The sequence below is a fragment of the Nocardioides sp. NPDC057577 genome (genome assembly GCF_042801335.1).
In the GTDB taxonomy this organism is placed as follows: Bacteria; Actinomycetota; Actinomycetes; order Propionibacteriales; family Nocardioidaceae; genus Nocardioides.
The window spans coordinates 1-21,268 of the sequence record NZ_JBHVGB010000097.1 but is presented as its reverse complement, the minus strand read 5'-3'; the positions used below and the strand labels follow the sequence as shown (position 1 = coordinate 21,268).

The 21,268-nt window shown below is 72.0% G+C and carries 28 protein-coding genes; 11 read left to right on the top strand and 17 right to left on the bottom strand.

The window, feature by feature from the left end:
• The 7 genes from ACFU7D_RS18490 to ACFU7D_RS18460 all read left to right on the top strand — a co-directional run.
• The coding region (locus tag ACFU7D_RS18490) for a hypothetical protein (RefSeq protein WP_378869718.1) at positions 1 to 824 on the top strand (824 nt) is incomplete at its 5' end.
• The gene (locus ACFU7D_RS18485) at positions 821 to 1,801 is read left to right on the top strand and encodes a CocE/NonD family hydrolase (protein ID WP_378869716.1); all 981 of its coding nucleotides are present in this window, start codon (positions 821 to 823) and stop codon (positions 1,799 to 1,801) included. The genes ACFU7D_RS18490 and ACFU7D_RS18485, both read left to right, overlap by 4 nt.
• Positions 1,798 to 3,201: a YcaO-like family protein gene (locus tag ACFU7D_RS18480; RefSeq protein WP_378869714.1), complete on the top strand. Its 1,404-nt coding sequence runs from the start codon at positions 1,798 to 1,800 to the stop codon at positions 3,199 to 3,201. Before ACFU7D_RS18485 ends, ACFU7D_RS18480 begins: the two co-directional genes overlap by 4 nt.
• A 13-nt stretch (positions 3,202 to 3,214) precedes the next feature.
• A complete protein-coding gene (locus tag ACFU7D_RS18475; RefSeq protein ID WP_378869712.1) occupies positions 3,215 to 4,219 on the top strand; it encodes a hypothetical protein in 1,005 nt (334 codons plus the stop codon).
• Positions 4,216 to 5,874: an ABC transporter ATP-binding protein/permease gene (locus tag ACFU7D_RS18470; protein WP_378869710.1), complete on the top strand. Its 1,659-nt coding sequence runs from the start codon at positions 4,216 to 4,218 to the stop codon at positions 5,872 to 5,874. The genes ACFU7D_RS18475 and ACFU7D_RS18470 overlap by 4 nt, the downstream gene beginning before the upstream one ends.
• On the top strand, positions 5,871 to 7,565 hold the full coding sequence (locus ACFU7D_RS18465; RefSeq protein ID WP_378869707.1) for an ATP-binding cassette domain-containing protein: 1,695 nt from the start codon (positions 5,871 to 5,873) through the stop codon (positions 7,563 to 7,565). Before ACFU7D_RS18470 ends, ACFU7D_RS18465 begins: the two co-directional genes overlap by 4 nt.
• Positions 7,562 to 7,927 carry an HU family DNA-binding protein gene (locus ACFU7D_RS18460; protein WP_378869705.1) on the top strand — a complete coding sequence of 122 codons (366 nt, stop codon included), beginning with the start codon at positions 7,562 to 7,564 and terminating at the stop codon, positions 7,925 to 7,927. Before ACFU7D_RS18465 ends, ACFU7D_RS18460 begins: the two co-directional genes overlap by 4 nt.
• A gap of 101 nt (positions 7,928 to 8,028) precedes the next feature.
• On the opposite strand, the gene ykgO is transcribed toward ACFU7D_RS18460, so the two are convergent.
• The 6 genes from ykgO to ACFU7D_RS18430 form a co-directional block, all read right to left on the bottom strand.
• Positions 8,029 to 8,151 carry a type B 50S ribosomal protein L36 gene (gene ykgO, locus ACFU7D_RS18455; protein ID WP_045547214.1) on the bottom strand — a complete coding sequence of 41 codons (123 nt, stop codon included), beginning with the start codon at positions 8,149 to 8,151 and terminating at the stop codon, positions 8,029 to 8,031.
• A gap of 5 nt (positions 8,152 to 8,156) precedes the next feature.
• Entirely contained in the window at positions 8,157 to 8,393 is a 237-nt protein-coding gene (gene rpsR, locus ACFU7D_RS18450) for a 30S ribosomal protein S18 (RefSeq protein ID WP_378869702.1), read from the bottom strand.
• A 14-nt stretch (positions 8,394 to 8,407) separates the two neighbouring features.
• Positions 8,408 to 8,584: a 50S ribosomal protein L32 gene (rpmF, locus tag ACFU7D_RS18445; RefSeq protein WP_378725866.1), complete on the bottom strand. Its 177-nt coding sequence runs from the start codon at positions 8,582 to 8,584 to the stop codon at positions 8,408 to 8,410.
• A 36-nt stretch (positions 8,585 to 8,620) separates the two neighbouring features.
• Positions 8,621 to 9,739, bottom strand: a complete 1,119-nt coding sequence (locus tag ACFU7D_RS18440; RefSeq protein ID WP_378869699.1) for a GTP-binding protein — start codon at positions 9,737 to 9,739, stop codon at positions 8,621 to 8,623.
• Positions 9,739 to 9,999, bottom strand: a complete 261-nt coding sequence (locus ACFU7D_RS18435; RefSeq protein ID WP_378869696.1) for a type B 50S ribosomal protein L31 — start codon at positions 9,997 to 9,999, stop codon at positions 9,739 to 9,741. Before ACFU7D_RS18435 ends, ACFU7D_RS18440 begins: the two co-directional genes overlap by 1 nt.
• Before the next feature lie 80 nt (positions 10,000 to 10,079).
• Entirely contained in the window at positions 10,080 to 10,637 is a 558-nt protein-coding gene (locus ACFU7D_RS18430; protein ID WP_378725872.1) for a helix-turn-helix domain-containing protein, read from the bottom strand.
• A gap of 73 nt (positions 10,638 to 10,710) precedes the next feature.
• Between ACFU7D_RS18430 and ACFU7D_RS18425 the strand changes: the two genes are divergently transcribed.
• Entirely contained in the window at positions 10,711 to 12,276 is a 1,566-nt protein-coding gene (locus ACFU7D_RS18425; RefSeq protein ID WP_378869691.1) for an FAD-dependent oxidoreductase, read from the top strand.
• Positions 12,277 to 12,501: 225 nt separating this feature from the next.
• Here the strand turns inward: ACFU7D_RS18425 and ACFU7D_RS18420 are convergent, their stop codons facing one another.
• The 5 genes from ACFU7D_RS18420 to rpmB all read right to left on the bottom strand — a co-directional run bounded on the left by ACFU7D_RS18420 (position 12,502) and on the right by rpmB (position 15,332).
• Positions 12,502 to 13,029: a hypothetical protein gene (locus tag ACFU7D_RS18420; RefSeq protein ID WP_378869688.1), complete on the bottom strand. Its 528-nt coding sequence runs from the start codon at positions 13,027 to 13,029 to the stop codon at positions 12,502 to 12,504.
• Positions 13,029 to 13,733: a TIGR03943 family putative permease subunit gene (locus ACFU7D_RS18415; protein ID WP_378725886.1), complete on the bottom strand. Its 705-nt coding sequence runs from the start codon at positions 13,731 to 13,733 to the stop codon at positions 13,029 to 13,031. The genes ACFU7D_RS18420 and ACFU7D_RS18415 overlap by 1 nt, the downstream gene beginning before the upstream one ends.
• A complete protein-coding gene (locus ACFU7D_RS18410; protein ID WP_378725888.1) occupies positions 13,730 to 14,716 on the bottom strand; it encodes a permease in 987 nt (328 codons plus the stop codon). Before ACFU7D_RS18410 ends, ACFU7D_RS18415 begins: the two co-directional genes overlap by 4 nt.
• Positions 14,717 to 14,790: 74 nt before the next feature.
• Positions 14,791 to 15,096 (bottom strand): 30S ribosomal protein S14, encoded by a 306-nt coding sequence (gene rpsN / locus ACFU7D_RS18405; protein ID WP_378725890.1) that lies wholly within the window; start codon positions 15,094 to 15,096, stop codon positions 14,791 to 14,793.
• The gene (gene rpmB / locus ACFU7D_RS18400; protein ID WP_378869685.1) at positions 15,096 to 15,332 is read right to left on the bottom strand and encodes a 50S ribosomal protein L28; all 237 of its coding nucleotides are present in this window, start codon (positions 15,330 to 15,332) and stop codon (positions 15,096 to 15,098) included. Before rpmB ends, rpsN begins: the two co-directional genes overlap by 1 nt.
• Positions 15,333 to 15,448: 116 nt before the next feature.
• Between rpmB and ACFU7D_RS18395 the strand changes: the two genes are divergently transcribed.
• Complete coding sequence (locus tag ACFU7D_RS18395) at positions 15,449 to 15,862, top strand: Fur family transcriptional regulator (RefSeq protein WP_378869682.1); 414 nt, start codon at positions 15,449 to 15,451, stop codon at positions 15,860 to 15,862.
• 1 nt (position 15,863) lies between these two features.
• Here ACFU7D_RS18395 and ACFU7D_RS18390 read toward each other — a convergent pair whose 3' ends face one another.
• From ACFU7D_RS18390 to dut, 6 genes are all read right to left on the bottom strand, one after another.
• Positions 15,864 to 17,324, bottom strand: coding sequence for a PepSY-associated TM helix domain-containing protein (locus tag ACFU7D_RS18390; RefSeq protein WP_378869679.1), 1,461 nt, complete (start codon positions 17,322 to 17,324; stop codon positions 15,864 to 15,866).
• 79 nt (positions 17,325 to 17,403) lie between these two features.
• The gene (locus ACFU7D_RS18385) at positions 17,404 to 17,928 is read right to left on the bottom strand and encodes a cell division protein FtsQ (RefSeq protein WP_378869676.1); all 525 of its coding nucleotides are present in this window, start codon (positions 17,926 to 17,928) and stop codon (positions 17,404 to 17,406) included.
• 20 nt (positions 17,929 to 17,948) lie between these two features.
• Positions 17,949 to 18,701 (bottom strand): DUF3159 domain-containing protein, encoded by a 753-nt coding sequence (locus ACFU7D_RS18380; RefSeq protein WP_378725899.1) that lies wholly within the window; start codon positions 18,699 to 18,701, stop codon positions 17,949 to 17,951.
• A gap of 11 nt (positions 18,702 to 18,712) precedes the next feature.
• Positions 18,713 to 19,084: an OB-fold nucleic acid binding domain-containing protein gene (locus ACFU7D_RS18375; RefSeq protein ID WP_091041383.1), complete on the bottom strand. Its 372-nt coding sequence runs from the start codon at positions 19,082 to 19,084 to the stop codon at positions 18,713 to 18,715.
• Positions 19,085 to 19,091: 7 nt separating this feature from the next.
• Positions 19,092 to 19,754 carry a DUF3710 domain-containing protein gene (locus tag ACFU7D_RS18370; RefSeq protein ID WP_378725902.1) on the bottom strand — a complete coding sequence of 221 codons (663 nt, stop codon included), beginning with the start codon at positions 19,752 to 19,754 and terminating at the stop codon, positions 19,092 to 19,094.
• 52 nt (positions 19,755 to 19,806) lie between these two features.
• A complete protein-coding gene (dut, locus tag ACFU7D_RS18365; protein ID WP_378725904.1) occupies positions 19,807 to 20,259 on the bottom strand; it encodes a dUTP diphosphatase in 453 nt (150 codons plus the stop codon).
• Between the two features lie 73 nt (positions 20,260 to 20,332).
• Between dut and ACFU7D_RS18360 the strand changes: the two genes are divergently transcribed.
• Together ACFU7D_RS18360 and ACFU7D_RS18355 are read left to right on the top strand one after the other, a co-directional pair.
• Positions 20,333 to 20,791 (top strand): DUF3093 domain-containing protein, encoded by a 459-nt coding sequence (locus ACFU7D_RS18360; RefSeq protein WP_091041378.1) that lies wholly within the window; start codon positions 20,333 to 20,335, stop codon positions 20,789 to 20,791.
• Between the two features lie 35 nt (positions 20,792 to 20,826).
• Positions 20,827 to 21,141, top strand: coding sequence for a DUF4235 domain-containing protein (locus ACFU7D_RS18355; RefSeq protein WP_378869672.1), 315 nt, complete (start codon positions 20,827 to 20,829; stop codon positions 21,139 to 21,141).
• The last annotated feature ends 127 nt before the right edge of the window (positions 21,142 to 21,268 follow it).

The window sequence follows — 21,268 nt, the reverse complement described above, 5'->3', positions numbered from 1 at the left end:
CCCCCGGCCCTGTCCCACCATCGACCACCGAGCAGTCAGGAGACCCGATGTACCCCAGGCACGACTGGCGTCCACTCCCCGCCGCCCGCGGCGAGGTCCGCCTCTCCCCCGAGATGCCGGCGCTGCGTACCGGCTCGGGCGGCTTCCTCCGGCTGCACGACCTGCCCGGCCCCGGCCGGATCCCGACCTACCGCTACCTCCTGCGCGTACGCCGCGCCGCGCTCGAACGCGAGGAGCGGGTCCGCGCCTCACGGTGGCCAGAGGGTCGGCGCAGCGTGCTCGTCCTCGGCCGCGACCGGCTCAGCCGCGCACTGGCCGCCGAGCTGGCGCGCTCGGGTGCCGACGTCAGTCGCGACGCCGGGAGCGGGCAGTCTCCGCGTGCCGATGCCGTCGTGGACGTACGCGAGGCTCCGCAGCGCTCCGAGCCCGGCGAACGCCCGGAGCAGCTCATCGGCGGCGGAACGGTGCTGCTGCGCGGCCGGCGCGAGGGCAGCCGGATGCTGATCTTCCCGCTCGCCGTCGACGGCAGCGAGGCCACCCCCGACCAGGTCAGCCGCCGTCGGCTGGCAGCCTCCGCCGCCGCCCCCGAGCTCTCCTCCTGGCTCTCGAGCAGCCGCCGCGATCCACGGCCGCTGGCCCGGGCGACCCTGACGCTCACGGTCGCGCGCTGCCTGTCGATCCTGGAGGACTGGGCGGCCGAGGATCCCGCCGTCGCCGAGCACCGGCGCCTGCTGCGCGTCATCGGGGACGGTCTGCGCGAACGTACCCACACGGTCCTCGGGTTCGACGAACCGGCGCCGCGCCCGCAGGAACCCGCCCGGTGACCGACCCCGAGGTCGTTCCCTTCCCGGTCAGCACCCGCGACGGCGTGGTCCTCGGCGGCTGGCTGGCCCGCGCGGTCGGCGCCGCCCGGGCCGTGGTGCTCGTACGCACGCCGTACGACGCCAACGCCCACCTGCCGCTGGCCCGGTCGCTGGCCCGTCGCGGCTTCGACTGCCTGGTCCAGGACGTACGCGGCCGCTACACCTCAGGCGGCACCTGGCGGCCCTACGCCGCCGAGGCCCTCGACGGCCTCGACACCGTCGACGCCCTGCATCAGCGCTGCCCGCGAACCCCCGTGGTGGCCTACGGCGCCTCCTACGCCGCCCACACCGCACTCGAGACCGCGCGTGCCGACCGCAGGGTGAGCCGGGTGATCGCCCTGGTGCCGGCCCTCGGCGCCCACGAGACCGCCTACGCCGTCGATGGGACCCCACAGCACCTGGACCGGCTCGGCTGGTGGACGATCCACGGCTTCGGCCGCCGAGCCGAGCCGGCGCTGGCACCCGAGGTCCTCCGGGCCGCGACCGCCGTCGCGGATCGCGAGGGCCCGATGGCTGCCGCGGCCGGTCTCGGCTGGGAATCGACGCGCCTGGACGCCTTCGGCGAGCTCTGGACCACCCCGGCACTCGACCTGGCCGATCACTTCGGCGATGCCACCGCGCCGCTCCTGGTGGTCACCGGCGACGCCGACCCGTTCGACGCGTACGCCCGCCGGCTGGCCGTCGGGTGGGGCGCCCGCAGCGGGACGGAGAGCGCCCTGGTCAGCGGCCCCTGGGGCCACGACCTCGGCACCACGGACCCCGCGCTCCGGGCGGCGTACGACGCTGCCGGCTCCCCCGGCCGCACCATCCTGCGCTGGCTCACCGAGGACGAGCCCGCACCCGGCCAGGAGCTTCGGCTCGATGCCGCCTCCCGGGCCTGGTCCGAGCGGCCACTGGTCACCACGACAGCGCCGGCAACCGAGAGAGGACACGCATGACCGAGTCACCCACAGCGATGCCGCCGCTGGACATCGAGCGGCTGGTGGACGAGGAGACCGGGCTGATCCGGCGGGTGCGCGAGGTGCTGCGTCCCGAGCGGGCGCCATGGCGCTACACCTCGCTGACCGCCGAGGTCTCCGACGCACGCTGGCTCGGCGACTGGCCGGCCGACCGGGTCTCGCTCGGCACCACTTTCGGCGACGTCGCCGGGGCCCGGATCGCAGCGATCGCGGAGGGGGTCGAGCGCTACTGCGGAAACTTCATCCCGGACGGGCTCGACCCGGCCGAGTTCCGCCTCGGAACCGCGGCCGAGCTGCGGGGCCAGGGCCAACCCGTCATCGACCTCGATGATCTTCCGTGTTGGAGCGCAGAACAGCTCGCCCGCCCGGACTTCCCCTATCGCGCGCTCGACGTCCAGGTGCCGACGCTGTGGAGCCGCTGCCGCGAGCAGCCGGTCTCCGGCTACACCGAGGATGCGGCCGACGTGTGGATGCCGCACGCCCTGGTCGGCCTCAACTGGCGCCAGCGCCGGTTCGCCCACCTGGACCGCGTCTTCCACCTCAACTACGCAGGCATCGCCACCGGGCAGGGCGCAGCCGATGCCCACGACCGCGGGCTTCTCGAGGTCGTCGAGCGCGACGCCCTCGAGGTGTGGTGGCACCACGGCGGACCGGCTCGCGGCATCGACACCGCGTCCGTCCCGGGCCTGAGCGCGGACCTGGACGGAGCGCCCCTGGACGTCCACGTCGTCCAGATGCCCACCGACCTGGCCCCGGCCATGGCCGCGCTCGTGCGCGACCGGGAGACGGGGGTCTACGCGGCGGGATTCTCGGCATCCACCGACCCGTTGCGGGCCGTGCGCAAGGCCGTTCTCGAGGCGGTCCACACCTGGATCTACACCCTCGGCTGCCGCGACGCCGACGGCTGGGTCTTCCAGGCCGTACGCGCCGGACTGATGGCTCCCGGCCTCTACCTCGACCACCGCGAGGACCGCCGCTACCTCGACGCCGCCGGGCCGGACTTCGCGAACGTCCGCGACCTCGGCGCCCATGTCCAGGTATGGCTCGATCCCCGGGTGCACCGGCTCGCCGAGCGGTTCACCGCACCGTCCCTCGGCACCGTGCCCGTCTCCGAGGTGCCGGCCACCGACATCCCCGAGGTGCGCCGCCGGCTGCACGAGGGCGGTCACCGGGTCATCACCCGCGACCTCACCACGCGCGACGTGGCACAGACGCCGCTGCGGGTCGTACGCACCTTCGTCACCGGCCTGGTGCCGAACGCCCCCGCCGCGTTCCGCTACCTCGGGATGCCGCGCTTCGGCGGGGCCGCGCGGCGACGGGGGTGGACCCCGGCCGACCCCGGCGAGCCGCTGACGATGTGCCCTCCGCCCCACATGTGACCAGGAGCCGACCATGACCTCGAGCCGGGCGATCCTCGAGAGCGCCTTCTCCCCGGACCCTCCGGGCGCACCGCTGCCTCCCGGGCCGCGCGCGAACCTCTGGCCCGGCGAGCCCGTCGATCCCGTCGAGATCGGAGGCGCCCCGGCGACGGCCGTCCACCGGCTGTGGCGGGCGCGCGGCCACCATCCGCGCCCTGACGGGACGCTGACGTCGGTCCCGCGCCGCGCCGTCCCCTCGGCAGGCGCTGCCTATCCGGTGCAGTGGCATCTGGTGGTGCCTCCTGGCCACGGCGGCCACCTCGGACCCGGACGCTACGTCTATCTGCCGGCGTCCGAGCAGTTCGTCCGCCGGCTCGAGCCACGAGGCCCTGCCCGTCCCGGTCCCGTCGAGGTCGTTCTCACGGTCCAGCCCGGACGCACCTTCGGCCGTTACCGTCACCGGGCCTGGCCGTTGTGGGTCGCCGACGCGGCGTACGCGCTCGAGGCGCTGCTGCTGCTGATCCCCGACGCCCACCTGCCCGCGGACTGGTCCGATCTCGCCGCCGCCCGGCGCGCCCTCGATCTGCCTCGCGCCGCCCAGACCACGTGGTGGCTCGAGCGCGGCCTGGTGCCCGAGATCGCCCTGGCCCGCATCCGGCTGCCCTTCGCGCCGTACCTCGACGAGGTCGCCTCTGCCGCAATCTCCTCACGGCGCAGCCCGGCGCCGGGACGCTTCCAACAGCGCGGTCGCTCCCAAGGCGCGGCCGCCTCCCCGGACGTCGCCGAGGTGGCCCGGCAGAGCGGCCAGTCCTGGGTGCTCGGGGCCGACCGGGTCCTCGGCTGGGCACGCCCCGCAGGTCTGGATGCGGGCGGCTACGCCCGGCTGTGGCAGCTCCACCGCGAGGCCGCCCGGCACACCTACTCCCTGAACGCCCGAGGCCACGGAGTCCGCGGCGTCTCCGGGTTCTGCACGCCCCCGGCCGGCTCACCGCCGCTGGTCCATGCCCTCGCCATCCTCGAGAACGGAGCCGACGGATGATGGTCGACACGCTGCTGCTGCGCACCGCGCTGCGACATCCCGGACCCGCCGCGACAACCGTCGGGCTGCAAGTCCTGGTGACCGCCACCTACCTCCCGCAGGCCTATGCCCTGGCGCAGGGACTGTTCGCGGTGGTCGACGGCGACGAGGACCGCGCGGTGGCGGCGGCGCTGTGGATCGCGGGGATCGTCGCCGCACGCTGGCTCCTGTCGTGGGTGCAGGCGCGCGCCGCGGCACGACTGGGCGAGGACGTACGCCTCGGGGTGCGCGACGAGGCGCTGCGCGGCGTCCTGGTGCCGGAGGCCCTGCACGACCCCGGCCGGCGCGACGGCGGTCTCCGCACGGCGCTCGTCGACGGGGTCGACGGGGTCGACGCGTACGTCACCCGCTACCTGCCCGCGTTGGCCCAGGCCCTCGTGCTGATCCCGCTCGTGACCGTCCTGCTGGTCCTCGTCCACCCGATCACCGGTCTCGCTGCCGGGCTGGCTGCCGCCGCCGCGCTGCTGGCTCCGTTGTTGTGGAAGCGGCTCATGCGCCGGCGCTCGGACGACCACTGGGACACCTACGAGGGCCTGGGCTCCGACCTGCTCGAGGCCCTCCGTGGGATGTCGACGCTGCGCCTGCTCGGCCAGGTCGGGACGACCCGTGCCCGGATGGCACAGCGAAGCGAGGACCTGCACCGCGCGACGGTGCGGGTGATGCGTACGTCGCTGCTCGACACCGCGCTCATCGACCTCGCCGTCCAGGGTGGCACCGTCGCCGCCGCCGGTCTCGCCGTCGTGGCCAGCGTGAACGGGAGCGGGGTACCGCCGGCCGAGCTCTACCTGGCACTCATGCTCGTCAGCGAGGTCTTCCGGCCCATCCGGGACCTCGCCGGCGCCTGGCATGCGGGCTACCTCGGCACCTCCGCCGTCCCCGCGCTGCAAAGACTCGGCGTCGGCCGGGGCCACGGCACGGCGACGAGCGGCCCGGCGGAGGACGCCCGGCAGCCATCGCCAGGAGCCGCGCTCGTCCTCGACGACGTCTCGTTCGCCTACCCCGACGGGCCGGCCATCCTCGACGGCGTCAGCGCCGCCTTCGAGCCCGGCTCGGTCACCGCCGTCGTCGGCCCGAGCGGCGCCGGGAAGACCACCCTCCTCGACCTCGTCCTCACCTACCTCTCCCCCGCCGGCGGCCGTGTCCTCCTCGACGACCGGCCGGTGCGGACGTCCGACGTCGCGGTGGTCTCGCAGCGGCCGGTGCTCTTCGAGGGAACCGTCCGCGAGAACCTCCGCGTCTCCCGCCCCGACGCGAGCGATCCGGACCTGTGGCAGGCGTGCGCCGCGGCCGGCATCGAGGAGGAGGTACGACGCCTCCCCGCCGGGCTCGACACCCCCGTCGCCAGCGCCGGAGCGAACCTGTCCGGCGGTCAGCGCCAGCGGATCGCGCTGGCCCGAGCCGTCCTCTCTGACCGACCGGTCCTGCTCGCCGACGAGCCGACCAGCGCCCTCGACCCGGCCTCGGCACGCACCGTCACCGCCACGCTCGCACGGCTCTCGACCGACCGCATCGTGGTCGTGGTCGCCCACCGTGAGGAGTCTCTCGACGGGGTCGAGCGCGTGCTCGAGCTCGCCGACGGGCGGCTCACCCCGCTGCTCGACAGGAGCCAGGTATGACCGCCATGACCACCTCCGTGCGGCCCTTCACCAGTCTGCTCGGCCATCTCGGCGGCGAGCGCCGCGCCATCGCCGCCACCATCGTGCTCGTGATCGTCAGCCAGGTGTGCCTGGGGGCGATCTCGGTGCTGCTCGCCGCCGCCGTCGGCCACGCCGTCGTACACCACAGCGCGCCCTCGGACTGGTTCTGGGCACTACTGGCCGGGCTCGTGGCGCTCCGGGCAGCGTTGACCTGGGGCGAGATGGACGCCTCCCACGCGCTCGCGTTCCGGGTGCTCGCCCGGCTGCGGATGGCGCTCTTCGACCGCTATGCGGTCGCGCTGCCGACCAAGCGTCGCGAGAACGTCGGCCGGGCCGCGTCGACCGCGATGAGCGACACCGAGCGTCTGGAGTTCTTCTACGCCCACACCGTGGCCCAGCTCGTGGCTGCGGCGGTCAACGCGCTCCTCGGCCTGATCCTCCTCGCCGTCGTGGAGCCGCGGCTCGCGCTCGTCACCCTCACCGGGCTCACGCTCGTGCTCTCGACCGTTCCGCTCGGTCGGCACCGCCTGGAGGCGCTCGGAGGCGAGATGGTCGAGGCGACCGGCGCCCTCTCCGACCGTGCCGTCGACGTGCTCGGCGGCCTGCGCGAGGTCCTGGGCTACGGCATCCACGGACCGGTGCGCCGTCAGATCAGGGAGACCGGCGCCGCGGCCGCCCGGGCGGCGGGCAGGCTCGAGACCACCCATCGCGTCCTCGCCGGTGCCCGGGAGGCCGCTGTGACGCTCGTCGGCGTGGGCGTGCTGGTCGGCGTCATCGGCCGTGGCGTCGCCGCCGAGCACGTCGCCGCCCTGATCGTCCTCGCGCTGGCGACGGTCTCACCGGTCGCCGACGCCGCCGCCACCTGCGCCCGGCTGCCCGCCCTGCGTGCTGCCGCCACCCGGGTCGGCGAGGAGCTCGCCCGCCCGGCCGCGCTCACCCGCGACACCCCGCCGGCCGCTCTGCCCGAGGGACCGCTCGGCCTCATGATGAGCGAGGTGGGCTTCGGGTACGACGACCGCCGGGTGCTCGACGGGTTCGACCTGAGGATTGCTCCCGGGGAGCACGTCGGCCTCCGCGGAGCGTCCGGAGCCGGCAAGTCCACCGTGGTGGCGCTCGCAAGCCAGCTCTGGGACCCGGACAGCGGCAGCGTCGCCCTGACGGACTCGACCACGAGCGAGGTGGCGATCTCGGCCGTCGACGACAACGAGCTGCGAGCCGCACTGGCCACCGTCGAGCAGGACGGCGCGCTCTTCACCGGCACCGTGCGGGACGCCGTCGCCGCTCCGTCGACGACTGACGCCGAGATCGAGGACCTGCTCGCCCGCCTCGGGCTCGCGGGCACGGTCACGCCGGGGAGCCACATCGGCGAGGGCGGCCTCCGCCTCAGCGGCGGCCAGCGGGCGCGGCTCCGGCTGGCGCGCGCCGTCCTGCACCGTCCACGGATCCTGATCCTGGACGAGCCGACGGCAGACCTCGACGAAGCCTCCGCCCGGTTGGTCACCGACCTGCTCGGCACCGTCCCGGCCACGATGCTGGTGGTCTCCCATCGCCACCAGACCCTCGCCGCCATGGATCGTGTCGTCGACATCACCTCGCGAGAGGCCTCCGAGGGCACCAAGAAGGCCCGCAGAGCCCGTAACCACGCGGGACACGCGGCGCGTGAACGTTGAAGATCTCCAGGTCTGGCCTACGCTGGCGACGAGCCGCATCTCGTCAACCTTTGCGGCTCGGATCAACGATTAAAGGAGATCGCATGAACCGCACCGACCTGGTGAGCGAAATCGCCAAGCAGGCCGAGATCACCCAGACGCAGGCCTCCGCCGCCCTGGGTGCCGCCATCGAGGCGATCAGCGCAGCCGTCGCTGACGGCGACAAGGTCACGCTGCCCGGCTTCGGTACGTTCGAGTCGCGCGAGCGCTCGGCTCGCACCGGCCGTAACCCGCAGACCGGCGCAGAGATCAAGATCCCGGCCTCGAAGGGCCCGGCGTTCAAGGCCGGCTCCGCATTCAAGGAGCGGGTCGCCAAGGGCTGAGTCCCTGGACACCACGAAGGGCCGGATCGATCCTCGATCCGGCCCTTCGTCTATTTCCCCGACCCGGCGCAGCTGCCCCGGCAATCCACGCCGAGTCGGGGTCAGCCCTGGCGAGCCTTGAGGCGCGGGTTCAGCTTGTTGATCACGTAGACCCGGCCGCGGCGGCGTACGACCTGGGAGCCGGGCTGGTTCTTCAGCGACCGGATGGAGTTGACGACCTTCATGGGGCCTATCCCTTCGTGCTCGTGTAGGGCAGCAGCGCGACCTCGCGGGCGTTCTTGATCGCCTTGGTGACGGATCGCTGCTGCTGCGGGGTGATTCCGGTGACGCGGCGGGAGCGGATCTTGCCGCGGTCGGAGATGAACGTACGCAGCAGCTGCACGTCCTTGTAGTCGACGTAGGTCACGTCCGGGGCCAGCAACGGCTTGCGCCGCTTGCGGACGGGAGACGGTGGTCGTTTCGGCATGGGAAGCGTTCCTCTCAGCGGATCGTGGCAGGGTCGACGTAGCCACGCTGGACCGCACGGACCAGGCGACGGGGCACGTCGTAGGTCTGTCCGTCGACCGTCACCGGCACGAGCGCGACCGGGGTCGCTTTCCAGCTCGAGCGGCGGTGGCGGGTGTTGCTGCGCGACATCTTGCGCTTGGGTACGGCCATGGCGGCCTCCTTCTCGTGGGTTGATGCGGGTCGAGATCAGGCGGCCCGGCCGATGGGGCCCAGCCAGTCCTCGAGCCCGTCCCAGGACTCCTCCCAGATCTGGCCGCGCCGGGCGATCTCCTGGTCGGTGAGCAGGGCGCGCTCGAAGGCACGCGGGATCTCCGCGGCCTCGTCGTCGATGCCGATCACGACGATCCGGGTGAGCCGCTCGGTGCGACCCCACTTCTGGGTCGAGCCGACGCTCGCCTGGCCGCCGGCGCCGTCCCAGACGCAGATGTCGTCGGGGCGGGTCGGCACCCAGAAGCAGCCGCGCGAGCGGCGCGGGCCGCCGCCGAGGAGCTCCAGCTCCTCCTGGAACCGGACCGGGTGGATCGGGCGCTCCGAGCACAGGTCGAGCCGCCAGGCACCGCCCTCGGGCAGCGGCGGCAGCGCGTTGCGGCGCACCTCCGCGACCCAGGCCTCCACCGCGTGGTGGCGGTGCACGCCGGCGACCAGACCGACGGCATCGAGGAGCGAGGGGTCGGTCACCACCGGCGTACCGGGCCTGGCCAGGGTCGCCACCAGCGACCGCTCCTCGGGCTCGGGAGTCTCGGTGATGCAGACGACGTCGGCGTACTCGACGATCGCGCTGCCGACCTCGGCGACGCCACGACGGTCGTCCTCGGAGGTCGCCAGCCCGCGCTCGTCGAGGAGGTCGGGACCGAGCAGGTCCTCGGCGACCGTCGTACCCTCGAGCGCCGCGACGACGGCGGAGATGCCGATGTGCGGGGCCATCCGCGGCGCCCAGGCGAGCACCCGGCAGACCTGGACCGCCTCCGCGGCGACCGGCAGGCAGGCCACGATGCTCCCCCAGCGACCTCGAGCCGCAAGGCGTTCGAGCGTCGGCACGATGTCCTCACGGATCGCGCAGGCCACGCAGGCGTGGGCGAGGTTGATCTCCTCGTGCTCGATCACGCCGGTGAGGTCACTGACGACGCGGGTGAGGAGCTGGCGCCCGGGGTCGATGACGTGACGCACCATGACCGCGTCCGGAAGACCGAGATGGAGCGAGATGGTCGCAGAGAGCATCGCGCCCTCCTCGACCCCGCTCACCAGGATCACCGGCGTCTGGGGGCGCGAGAGGTTGCGGGGCGACCGCGGACGAGGCGCGCTCATCAGCCGCGCCCGTAGCGGCGCTTGAACCGCTCGACTCGTCCCTCTGTGTCGACTACCCGGCCGCGTCCCGTCCAGAACGGGTGGCTGGCGCTGGAGACGTCGACGTCGACGACCGGGTAGGTCTCGCCGTTCTCCCAGGTGATCCGCTCGTGGTCGTCGGCGAGACGCTCGACGAGCGTCGACCGCATCAGGAAGAGCTTGTCCGCCGAGCGGTCGCGGAAGACGACCGGCCCGGAGGCAGGGTGGATGCCTTGCTTCATGGGGACCTCCCGTTGTTGTTAATGATAACGGTTCTCATCTTACTCACAACGAGTCCCCTGTGCCCACATCGAGGCCAACATCACTCCTCGGCGGTATGGGTGTGCATGCGTACGCCGTCGCTGTTGAAGATGCTCAGCACCTGCGCCGGGCGCGACCCGGTCGCGAAGATGGCGTGGGGCACCCGGGTGTCGAACTCGGCCGCCTCGCCGCGGGTCAGCACCAGATCGCGGTCGCCCAGCAGCAGCCGCAGCTTGCCGGAGATGACGTAGAGCCACTCGTAGCCGTCGTGGACCCGCGGCTCCGGCACCTCGGTCACCGGCTCGTAGGTGATCTTGAAGGTGCTGACCGGCGAGCCCTCCGGGGTCAGCGGCGCGATCACCATGCCGTCCTTGTGGATCACCGGCCGGCGCACCCGCGGATCCGGGACCGAGGGTGTGACCAGGCTGTCGAGCCCCACGCCGAGGTGTCGGGTCAGCGGGATGAGCAACTCCAGGCTCGCCTGCCGCTTGCCTGACTCGAGCCGGGACAGGGTGCTCGGCGACATCTCGGCCATCGCGGCCAGCTGATCCAGGGTCCAGCCCTTGCTGTGCCGGATCGCCCGGATCCGGGGTCCGACCTGCTTGAGCTCGTCGATCATGTGCTCCATCTCCCATTTGCCATTTCAGCAAGAACCCTTGCCGTTCTTTCATTGTGCCACTGAACTGGATGACATGAACGCACACACAGAACACTTCGACGTGATCGTCATCGGCGGTGGCGCCGCCGGCCTCTCCGCGGCCCTCATGCTCGGCCGCTCCCGCCGCCGGACCCTCGTGGTCGACTCCGGCCTTCCCCGCAACCGCTTCGCGGCGCACATGCACGGTGTCCTCGGCCACGAGGGCGTCGACCCCGCAGAGCTGTTGTCCAAGGGACGCGAGGAGCTGGCTGCGTACGACGTGGAGATCCGGCCCAGCCGCGTCGCCCGTCTCGACGAGAACGAGCATGATGACGAGCGCGGCGTGAGCGTCCTCCTCGAAGACGGCGAGCGGCTCACCGCCCGCGCCGCGATCGTCGCGACCGGGGTCACCGACGAGCTTCCCGACATCCCGGGTCTGGCCGAGCGCTGGGGCGCCACCGTCCTGCACTGCCCCTACTGCCACGGCTGGGAGGTGCGCGAGCGGCGGATCGGCGTGCTGACCACCTCACCGCTCGGGATGCACCAGGCGCAGCTGATCCGGCAGTGGAGCGACGACGTCGTCGTCTTCACCGCGGGGCTCGGTCCGCTGGAGGAGGCCGACGAGCAGCGGCTGCTGTCGCGCGGGATCACCCTCGTGACCTCGCCTGTCACCGAGGTTCTCGGTGACGGTGACCAGGTCACCGCGGTGCGCACCGCGGACGGGCTGACCACGGAGGTCGGCGCCATCTTCACCGCCGGCACCCTCCGCCCGCACGACGGCTTCCTGACCCACCTCGGCCTCGATCGCGCCGAGACACCGGTCGGGAGCTTCCTCGCCGTCGACGCGACCGGCAAGACGAGCAGCGACCGGATCTGGGCGGTCGGCAACGTCTCCAACCCGATGGCCAACGTCCCGATCAGCATGAGCGCCGGCACCATGGCCGGCAGCGTCGTGAACATGACCCTGGTCACCGACGACTTCGACCGCGCCGTCGCCGGGCCCGCCCCGGTGGACTTCTGGCAGGAGAAGTACGCCGGCAGTGACCGGATCTGGTCCGGCAAGGTCAACACGGTGCTCGGTGACGTCGCCGCCGGCCTCGAGCCCGGGACGGCGCTCGACCTGGGCTCCGGCGAGGGTGCCGACGTCATCTGGCTGGCGCGGCAGGGCTGGCGGGCGACCGGCATCGACATCTCCGAGAACGCCGTCGCTCGTGGACGCGAGGCCGCGCGCGCGGCCGGACTCACCGACGAGCAGGCTCGGTTCCTCGTCTCCGACCTCTCCTCGCCGTCCGCGCTCGGCGAGGGTTACGACCTGGTCACCGCGAGCTTCTTCCACTCCCCCGTCGACCTGCCCCGCACCGACATCCTGCGCCGGGCGGCCGGACTCGTGAACGTGGGCGGCCACCTGCTCCTCACCTCTCACGCCGCCGCGCCGTCGTGGGCCGACGCCTCCGCGCACGAGCACCGCTTCCTCGACGCTAAGGAGGAGCTCGAGGCGCTCGACCTGCCCGAGGACGCCTGGGAGACGGTCGTCCTCGAGCACCGGGACCGCGCCGTGGCCGACCCGTCCGGCGAGCCGGCGACGCTCGAGGACTCGGTGGTTCTGCTCCGCCGGCGCTGACTCGACCCTCGATCGACGGGGCATTTTCCCGCCATGGCGGGACAGTGCCGCACCAACTTGGGCTCGGGCCCCCGCAGAACCCCACCATGGCGGGAAAATGCCGCACCAACTCGGGCTAGGCCCCCGCAGAACCCCACCATGGCGGGGAGATGCCGCCCCTACCCGAGCCCGACCCCCACAGAACCCCACCATGGCGGGGAAATGCCCACCGCCGTCAGGTGACAGCTACGCCGCGCCGCAGCTCTCGGTGAGGAACTCACCGAGACGCTCGTAGGCGAGGTTCTGGGCGTCGCTGCGCTCGAGCGGGTCCTGACCGCGGCCGGTACGCAGGGCGTCCTCGATCATCATCCGCACGCCCTCCACGGCGGCCGCCGGCGTACCTTCCGGGACGCCCATCGACTGCAGGCCCGTCGCGGCCAGGCCCAGCGCCGTCTCGTTCTCGTCGTTCGGGGTCGCCATCTGGGTGGCATGGGCGTTCGCCATGGTCTGTGCGGCGCCGCAGAACTCCTCCAGGGACGCGACCGGTCCCGCGGCGACCGGAGCGGCCGAGGACGCCGGCCCGGACGGGGCGGAGGCCGCTGGAGCATCGGACCCGCCGAGGTCGCGGGTGAGCACCACGACGCCGATCGCGACCGCGATCAGCACGCCGACGACCAGCGCGCGCGGCGGGTGCGGGAGCCGGTCGCGCCAGGTCGGCTCGCGCTGCGCCTGCGCCCGCCGGGCGGGGTTGCCCGAGCGTCTCGGATCACCCATCACTGGTAGGTGTTGGCCGGCGCCTCGCGCGGCTCGACGGCGGCGGCCTCGATGGCCGTCTCCGACTTGCCGCCCGGGGCGGTGCCCTCGACCCAGCGCCCGGTGACCGCGACCCAGGAGTCGCGCTCAGGCGCTTCGTCGTAGTCCTCCACGCGCACCCGCGAGGCGCTCGCGTCGGCGGCGCAGCAGGCGATCGCGATGCGGGTGACGTACCAGTTGCCGGCATCGTCGGTGCTGACGAAGCCGGTGAGGCGTACGTCGCGGTCCTTGATCGTCGAGCCGTCCTCGACCCCGGCACGCCACATGAACTCGGCGACCTCGACGTCGACCGGCCCGTCGGAGGCGGGCAGCGGCAGGATCTCGGCATCAGGGGCCGCCGCGACCGGGTCGTCGGCACGCCGCTCGGCCAGGTAGGCGCCCAGGGAGGGCGGGCTGGCGACGAACACGATCACGCCGGGCACGATCGCGAGCCAGGTCATCGCCGGGACCTTGTGGCCGTGGGCGTCGTCGTGGTCGCCGTCGTGCTCGCCAGGGGCGGGACGCAGCAGCATCCACAGGGTCAGCCCGAGCAGCACCACACCGGTGGCGACCAGCGGCCACTTCATCCAGCCGGTGACGTACCTCAGATAGCCCTCGCCGAGCGCGAGCCGCAGCAGGACGGCGCCGAGGAAGCCGAGGACCAGGGCCTGAGTAGTCCGCGTCACAGGAGCCACCATCCGATGCCGACGGCGGAGGCGACCGCCGTGATGATCACCAAGGGTACGAAGCGAAGTGCGAAGCCCGTGCCGAACTGGCCGGCCTCCATCGAGGCGAGCTTGATGTCCATCGCCGGGCCGACGACGAGGAAGACCAGCTTCGCGGTGTCGGAGAAGGCGGTGAACGAGGCGGCCACGAAGGCGTCGGACTCCGAGCAGAGCGCCACGATGAACGCGAACAGCGCCAGGGTGGCGATCCCGAGCACCGCCTGGCCCGCGACGGTGTTGACCACCGAGCGGGGTACGAAGGTGTTGACCGCCGCGGCCAGCATGGCGCCCAGCACCAGGAAGCCGGAGGCGTGCAGGAAGTCGTGGCTGACGTTGCCGAGGAACGACCTGTCGTGGGCGTGCTCGTCGCGGCCCAGGTTGGCCAGCCGCTCGAGCAGCAGCTTGCCGCGGGCGAGCATGATCCAGCCGACCGCCACCGCCGTGATCAGCGACGCCAGGAAGCGCGCCAGCACCATCACCGGCTGCCCCGGGAAGGCGACCGCCGTCGAGACGAGCACCGCCGGGTTGACCGCGGGCGCGGCCAGCAGGAACGTCAGCGCGACCGCGGGCGCCACTCCGCGGCGGATCAGTGAGTTGGTCACCGGCACCGCGGCGCACTCGCAGCCCGGCAGCCCGATCCCGGCCAGGCCGGCGACCGGGACGCCGAGAGCAGGGCTCTTGGGCACGATCTTGCTCAGCGCCTTCTCCGAGAGGAAAGTCGAGATGACCGCGCTGAGCAGCACGCCACCGAGCAGGAACGGAGCCGACTGCACCACGATGGCGACGAAGATGGTTCCCCAGGTGTTGAACAGGTCGTGGTCCAGGAGCGGCAGCAGCCAGCGCTGGGAGAGCAGGATGACGAGCAGGACGATCGCCACTACCTCTGTCTGCCCCAGCCTGAAACCAGGCTTCTCGGCCGCCCGCACCGGGGTCTTCGTACTCATGGAGCGTGTGTTTAGCACAGGCCGACGACGGCTGGGTTACGCCTCGCCGACTCGGAACGATTCTCGTTAGGAACTCACCAGCTGGACTTGGTGATCCCCGGCAGATGCCCCTTGTGCGCGAGCTCACGGAACCGGATCCGGGACACTCCCGCCTTGCGCAGATAGCCCCGCGGGCGGCCGTCGACCTGGTCGCGGTTCCGCAACCGCACGGGAGAGGAGTCGCGCGGAAGGCGCGACAGGGCACGGACCGCCTCGGCCTGCTCGGCCGAGCCCGGCTCGGAGGTGCGGATGCGCTCCTTGATCTCGGCACGGCGTGCTGCGTACCGCTCCACGATGTCGCGGCGCTTGGCCTCGGCCGCGATCTTGGACTTCTTGGCCATCAGACCCTCTCCCCTCGGGCGAGCATCTCGGCGACGACGGCGTCGATGCCGCGTACCTCGATCCGCTTGATCGCGTTGGTGCTGAGCCGCAGCGTGACCTTCCGGCCCAGGCTGGGGACGTAGTAGGTCTTCTTCTGCAGGTTCACCTCCCAGCGTCGCCGGGTCGCCTTCTTGGACCAGGGGCGGTTGTTGCCGAAGCCGGGGCGGGCTCCGGTGACCTGACACGTGCGTGACATGGCAGCCTTTCGTCTTATTGGGAATCGTTCCCATTATGACACACGTGCCTCACGCCGTGACCCCGACCGCCCTGCTGGGCACGGGATCCATATCGATACCGACTAACATGGGGCTCATGGCAGCAACCCAGCAGGTCAAGCGGCGCGCAACCAACCAGGGCGCCGCGGTGAAGGAAGCTCTCGCAGCCGAGGACACCTTCCGCAGCGCCCAGGACGTCTACGCCACGCTGCGCGCCAACGGCGAGAAGATCGGCCTCTCCACGGTCTACCGCCACCTGCAGATCTTCGTCGACGACGGGCTCGCCGACGTGATCCACAAGCCCGACGGCGAGTCCACCTACCGGCTGTGCGGCGACGCCTCCACGACCCATCACCACCACCTGGTCTGCCGCGGCTGCGGCAAGGCCGTGGAGATCGAGGGCCCGGCCGTGGAGACCTGGGCCGACAAGGTGGCGGCGCAGAACGGCTTCACCGACGTCAACCACACCGTGGAGATCTTCGGCCTCTGCGCCGCCTGCGCCGCCTCCTGACTCAGCCGCGACTGCGGCTGCGCGCCACGCCGATCGCGGCGTCGACCACGAGGAACCCGACCAGGGTCACCCCCAGCATCGGGACGAACCAGCCGACCACCGCGGTGGTCGCGACGAGGGCGACCAGGGCCGGCCAGGACAGACGCCGCCAGGCGCCGCGCGGGGCGGGCCGCCCGAACCTCGGGCCGCGAGCGCCTCGGGGCCGCCGCAGCCACCACATCCGGTAGCCGAGCACGGTGGCGAGGATCAGCCCGAGCGCCAGCACCGCCAGTGCCAGCTGGTTGAGGACGCCGAACAGGATGCCCATGTGCGCGCCGATGACCCAGTCGGTCAGCTTGGCCATCAGCGGCCAGTCGGCGAAGTCGACCCGGTCCACCATCTCGCCGGTCTTCGGGTCGACGCTGATCGCGTCGTAGCGGGTCGGCCAGTCGCGCTTGTTCTCGGCGGCCGTCCAAGCGCTGCCCGGCTCGGCCGGCGGCACCAGGTAGAGAGGGTCACCCAGGCCGGCCTCCCGCGCGGCGTCGAGTACGCCGTCGATGCCGGCGCCCTCGGAGAAGACCGCATCCGGGTCGTCGGACTCGGCAGCGCCCGACGAGCCGTGGTGGGCGTGCTCGGTCGCCGCCGCGTCGGTCTGCAACGACGTGGCCGGCGTGGGCTCGGTCCATGACAGTGCCGTACGCACCTCGCCGATGTTCGCACCGGCGAAGCGTGACCAGGTCAGCCCGGAGACCGACAGGGCCAGCACGCCCAGCAGCAGCCAGACGCCGATGACGGCGTGCCAGGACATCACCCGAGCACGTCCCGTGGCCTCCCTGTCGGGGACGACCAGCCGGCGGAGCCGCCGGTCACGGCGCCGCCGGCCGAACCACAGCATCAGGCCGCCCAGGGCGACTACCCACAGCCAGCTGGCGGCCAGCTCGCTGTAGTGCCGGCCGAAGGCGCCCAGGTGGAGGTTGCGGTGCAGCTCGTCGAGCCACGCCCGGAAGCCGAGCCACTGTCCGTAGCTGCGTACCTGGCCCTCAACGCCGGCGGTGTAGGGGTTGACGAAGACCGACATCGCGTAGTCGGCCGGGACGCTCTCGTCGGTGAAGACCACCCGGGTGCTGCGGTCGGCGGCCTCCGAGACGTCGACCCGGAGGATCTCGCCGCCGGGGTGGCTCGACCGGGCGGCGGTGACCTGCTCGGCGAGCGGGACCGTCCCGCCTGCCGGGGTCACATGCGTCAGGTCGTGATAGGCGATCTGCTCGACCTGCGGGGCGATCGTGTAGAGCAGCCCGGTCACCGAGGCGACCAGGATGAACGGGGCGACGAGCACCCCGGCGTAGAAGTGCAGCCGGAGCACGAGCGGGCGGATCGTCGGCCACCAGCCGACCTGATGGTCGGCCCAGTAGTCGGCCTGTGGCTCGCTCGGCGTCTCGGCCGTCTCGGCCGTCTCGGTATTGAGTTGGGTGGGAACAGTCATCCGATGCTTCTCTTCTCGCGAACTCGGGGTACGCACGACTACCACCGGGGGTCACCCGGTGGTGCTTGCGTGTGGGACGTCAGAGGCCGGCCGGCCTCGGCGGTCCCCTTCGCGGAGAGACATGGGCCCACAGGGCCGGTCGAGGGACGAACTGCCGGACCTCGGCGAGGAGGCGGCCGGCGGGCGCGACCCGTGGGATCGGGAGGCGGCGTACGGCCACGGCGAGGGCTCTGCGGTGCAGCACCCAGACGACGACCGAGAGCACCGCGGCACAGGCGTGGGCCAGGAGCATCGCGGCGCCGTCGGCGGAACCGAGCGAACTGCCGACAGCGTGGTGGTGCTCGGTGCCGGGGGCCGCGGCGAACGCCGCGAACACCTCGTGGAGACCCAACTGGGACAGGCCTGCCAGGACGGCACCGGCCAACAGACCGACCCGGCGCTGCAGCACCACGACACCGGTCCCGAAGACGGCCAGGGCCGCGGCGGCGAGCCAGCCCGCGCTCGGCAGCGTGCCGCCCGCGGCCAGGTGGGCAAGGGCCGCACCGGTCATGATCTCGAGCGCGGCGAGCAGGGAGAGCCACACGCTTCCACGCGTCGGCCTCACCACCCGGAGCTCCATCCGGCTCAGGCGTCCTGGGGGCGGCCCTGGACCGGCGTGTGGTTGCGGGCGAGGAGCCAGATCATGGTGCCGTAGCAGGCGATCCGCAGCACCCAGCCGAGGCCGGTGCGGAGGATGCCGAGAGCGAGGATCGCCCAGTCGCGGTCGATCGCACCACTCCAGGCAAGGAACCAGATCGGGCCCTGGATGGCGGCGCCGATCGCCCCGGGAGCCAGGAACAGCCAGGTGAGCCGCGAGCACAGCTTCACGATCTGCTTGTCCTGGTGCCACTCGAGCGGATCGCCGCTGGCGACGCCGATGAAGAAGCCGAAGATCGGCCAGCCGATCAGGCACAGACCGCCGACCACGACGGTGTAGGCGAGGCTGATCAGGATGCCGGGCAGGAAGTAGGCCAGCGCCTGCTCCTCGGCCGTGCCGCCCATGGACTGGGCCAGCCGCACCACCGCGAAGCCAATGAGGATGCCGAAGATGGCGTTGCCGACGTACTGCAGGCTCGAGCGCTGCACGAGCCGGACCAGCAGAAAGACCGCCGCGGTCGCGGCCGAGGCGATCAGCGCGACCTTGAGGTCCTTGAACACCAGCCAGGCGATGGTGAAGACGAGGCCGGGGACGCCGGCCTCGAGCATCCCGCGCACGCCTCCCAGCCCGGCGGACATCTGGCGACGTACGACCGCCTCGACGGTGTCGACCGTCGGATGGTTGTGGTCGTGCTCGCCGCCCTGGCCGTCGTCGGCGGGGGTCTCAGAGGTGGGGCTCACGTGTGGTTGGCTCACTCGTTGGGGTCCGGTATCAGCTCGTAGCGTGGGTTGAACATGATGCGTTGGCCATTGGTGCGGCCGATACGGCCCTGCACCTGCAGGGATCGGCCCGGGCTGATCCCGGCGATGCGCCGACGTCCCAGCCAGATGAGCGTCAGGGTGCCGGAGCCGTCGAACAGCTCGGCCTCCAGCGCCGGGACACCGCCGCGGGGCCGCAGCGTGATCGTACGCAACGTCCCCCGCAGTCGCACGGGCTCACGGTCGGGCGCGTCGGCGATCGAGGCGACATCCTTGGCGACGTGCGCCGCCCGGATCTCGCTCGCGTCGATCGAGGCGGTGTTCGCCCACTCACTGAGCTTCGCGCGCAGCCGGCCCTTGGACACTACTGGCTCACTTCTCCACGCGACGCGCGTTGGGCGGCAGCTTCACCTCGAGCGCCTCGCCCTTGGGCTTGGCCCCCTCACCGCGGCGCACGACGACCCGCTCGAGGAGCTTCTCCCACTCCTTGCCGGCGGTCGGCTCCATCGCGGGGCGGCCCATCATGGTGGCGCGCAGCATCCAGCGCGGGCCGTTGACGCCGATGATGCGAGTCTGCTGGACGGCCGGCTGGCCGTCGGGCAGCTTGACCTTCATCTGGGTGATCAGCTCGGTGCCCCACGGGCCCGCCAGGTCGGCGGTCGCGCCACCGCGCTGCTGGACGTCGTCGCGCAGCATCGGCAGCGACTCGGTCCACAGGTCGCCGTTGCGGGGCGCGGCGAAGGCGCGCAGCTCCATGGCGCCGTCCTCGGCGGTCAGCATCACGGCCGCGATCTGCCCGGACTTCTCATCCACCTGCAGGCGCAGCTCCTTGCCCGGCGCAGGGGCGAGCATCATCGAACCGAGGTCGACCCAGTCACCGGTGATCAGCCCGTCGGGGACGGAGTCGATGTCGAACGGCCCGACCTCGGGCGCCGCCGGCACCGGCCGCTCGGGGGCCATCGGCCCGTCCTCGACCGGTGCAGATGGCTCTCCCCGGTGGGAGGGCGTGGACTTGCGACGGAACTTCACGACCATCTGCTTTCAGGTTGCGGTGATTCTCTGAGGAGACCTATCTAACACTGATCCCTCAGCGGTTGGAGAAGCCCCCTGTAGAACCGTATCCCCCGTCTCCACGAACGGAGTCGGGCAACTCGGAGACCTCGATGAAACGAGCCTGCTCGACACGCTGGATCACCAGCTGGGCGACCCGGTCACCGCGGCGCAGCTCGATCGCCTCGACAGGGTCGAGGTTGATCAGCGCCACCTTCACCTCGCCGCGATAGCCGGCGTCGACGGTGCCGGGGGCGTTGACGATGGACAGCCCATGCTTGGCGGCCAGGCCGGAGCGCGGGTGCACCAGGCCGACGTACCCCTGCGGCAGCGCCATCGCGATGCCGGTCGGCACCAGGGCGCGCTCCCCCGGCTTCAGGGTCACATCCACGGTCGTCCGCAGGTCGGCTCCGGCATCGCCCGGGTGGGCGTAGGCAGGTGGCGGCAGCTCGGCGTCGAGACGGACCAGGGCAACTTCGAGATCAGACACAACCCGCACCTTAGATGCTTGACGGCTCACCCGATTCGTGACTGGCTTGACCGACGTGAAAAACTCACGAACCGTGAGCACCCCGGCGTACGACGAGCGACTGACCGTGCCGCTGCGGTGGTGGGTCCAGGGCGTGATGTTCCTGGCGACCCTGTGGATCGCGGTCATCCTGTGGGTACCGGCCGCGCTCGCCTGGGGCATCACCGCGGCGATCGGCGGCCTGTTCGCGCTCGCCATGATCGTCTTCGGCAACGCCAGGATCACGATCGCCGACGGCGTCCTGCGCGCTGGGCCCGCCCGGATCGAGGCGCGCTTCCTCGGCGAGGCGGTCGCTCTCGACGAGACCGAGGCACATCACCTGGCGGGGCGAGACGCCGACGCCAGGGCGTACCTGCTTCTTCGTCCCTACCTCAAGCGCGCGGTGCGGGTCACCATCGACGACCCGGCCGACCCGGCGCCCTACTGGCTGCTCTTCACCCGCCACCCGGTCGCGCTCGCGAAGACGGTCAACGCCCTCCGAGCGAGTCTCTGAGCGGCAACCCGCCGGCCATGGCCTAGGCTCGAGACATGTCCAAGTCCACCAAGGCTGACAAAGCCGACAAGGCTGACAAGGTCTGGGCAATCATGGCCCTCGTCAGCGGAATCGGGGCCGCCAAGGTCACCAACAAGGTCCTCTCCACCGGCTGGAAGGCGTCCACCGGACGCAAACCACCGGCCAACCCCGCCGACCCCGACGTACGCCTCGTGGAGGCTGTGCTCTGGTCGGCTGCGACCGGCGCCACCGTCGCGCTCGCGCGGATGTTCGCCCAGCGCCGCGCGGCCAACTATTACGTGAAGTCGGTCGGGCATCTGCCCAAGCAGCTGGAGAAGGACGGGAAGTAGACAAGAGGGCCGCACGGCATCCGTGCGGCCCTCTTCTTCGCGGCCTGGCTTGCGCCGGGTTTTCCGTCGAGTCGGGGCGGTTGTTCAGTGCGCGTGGTTGGGCACCCGGTACAAACGCGCCCCCGCG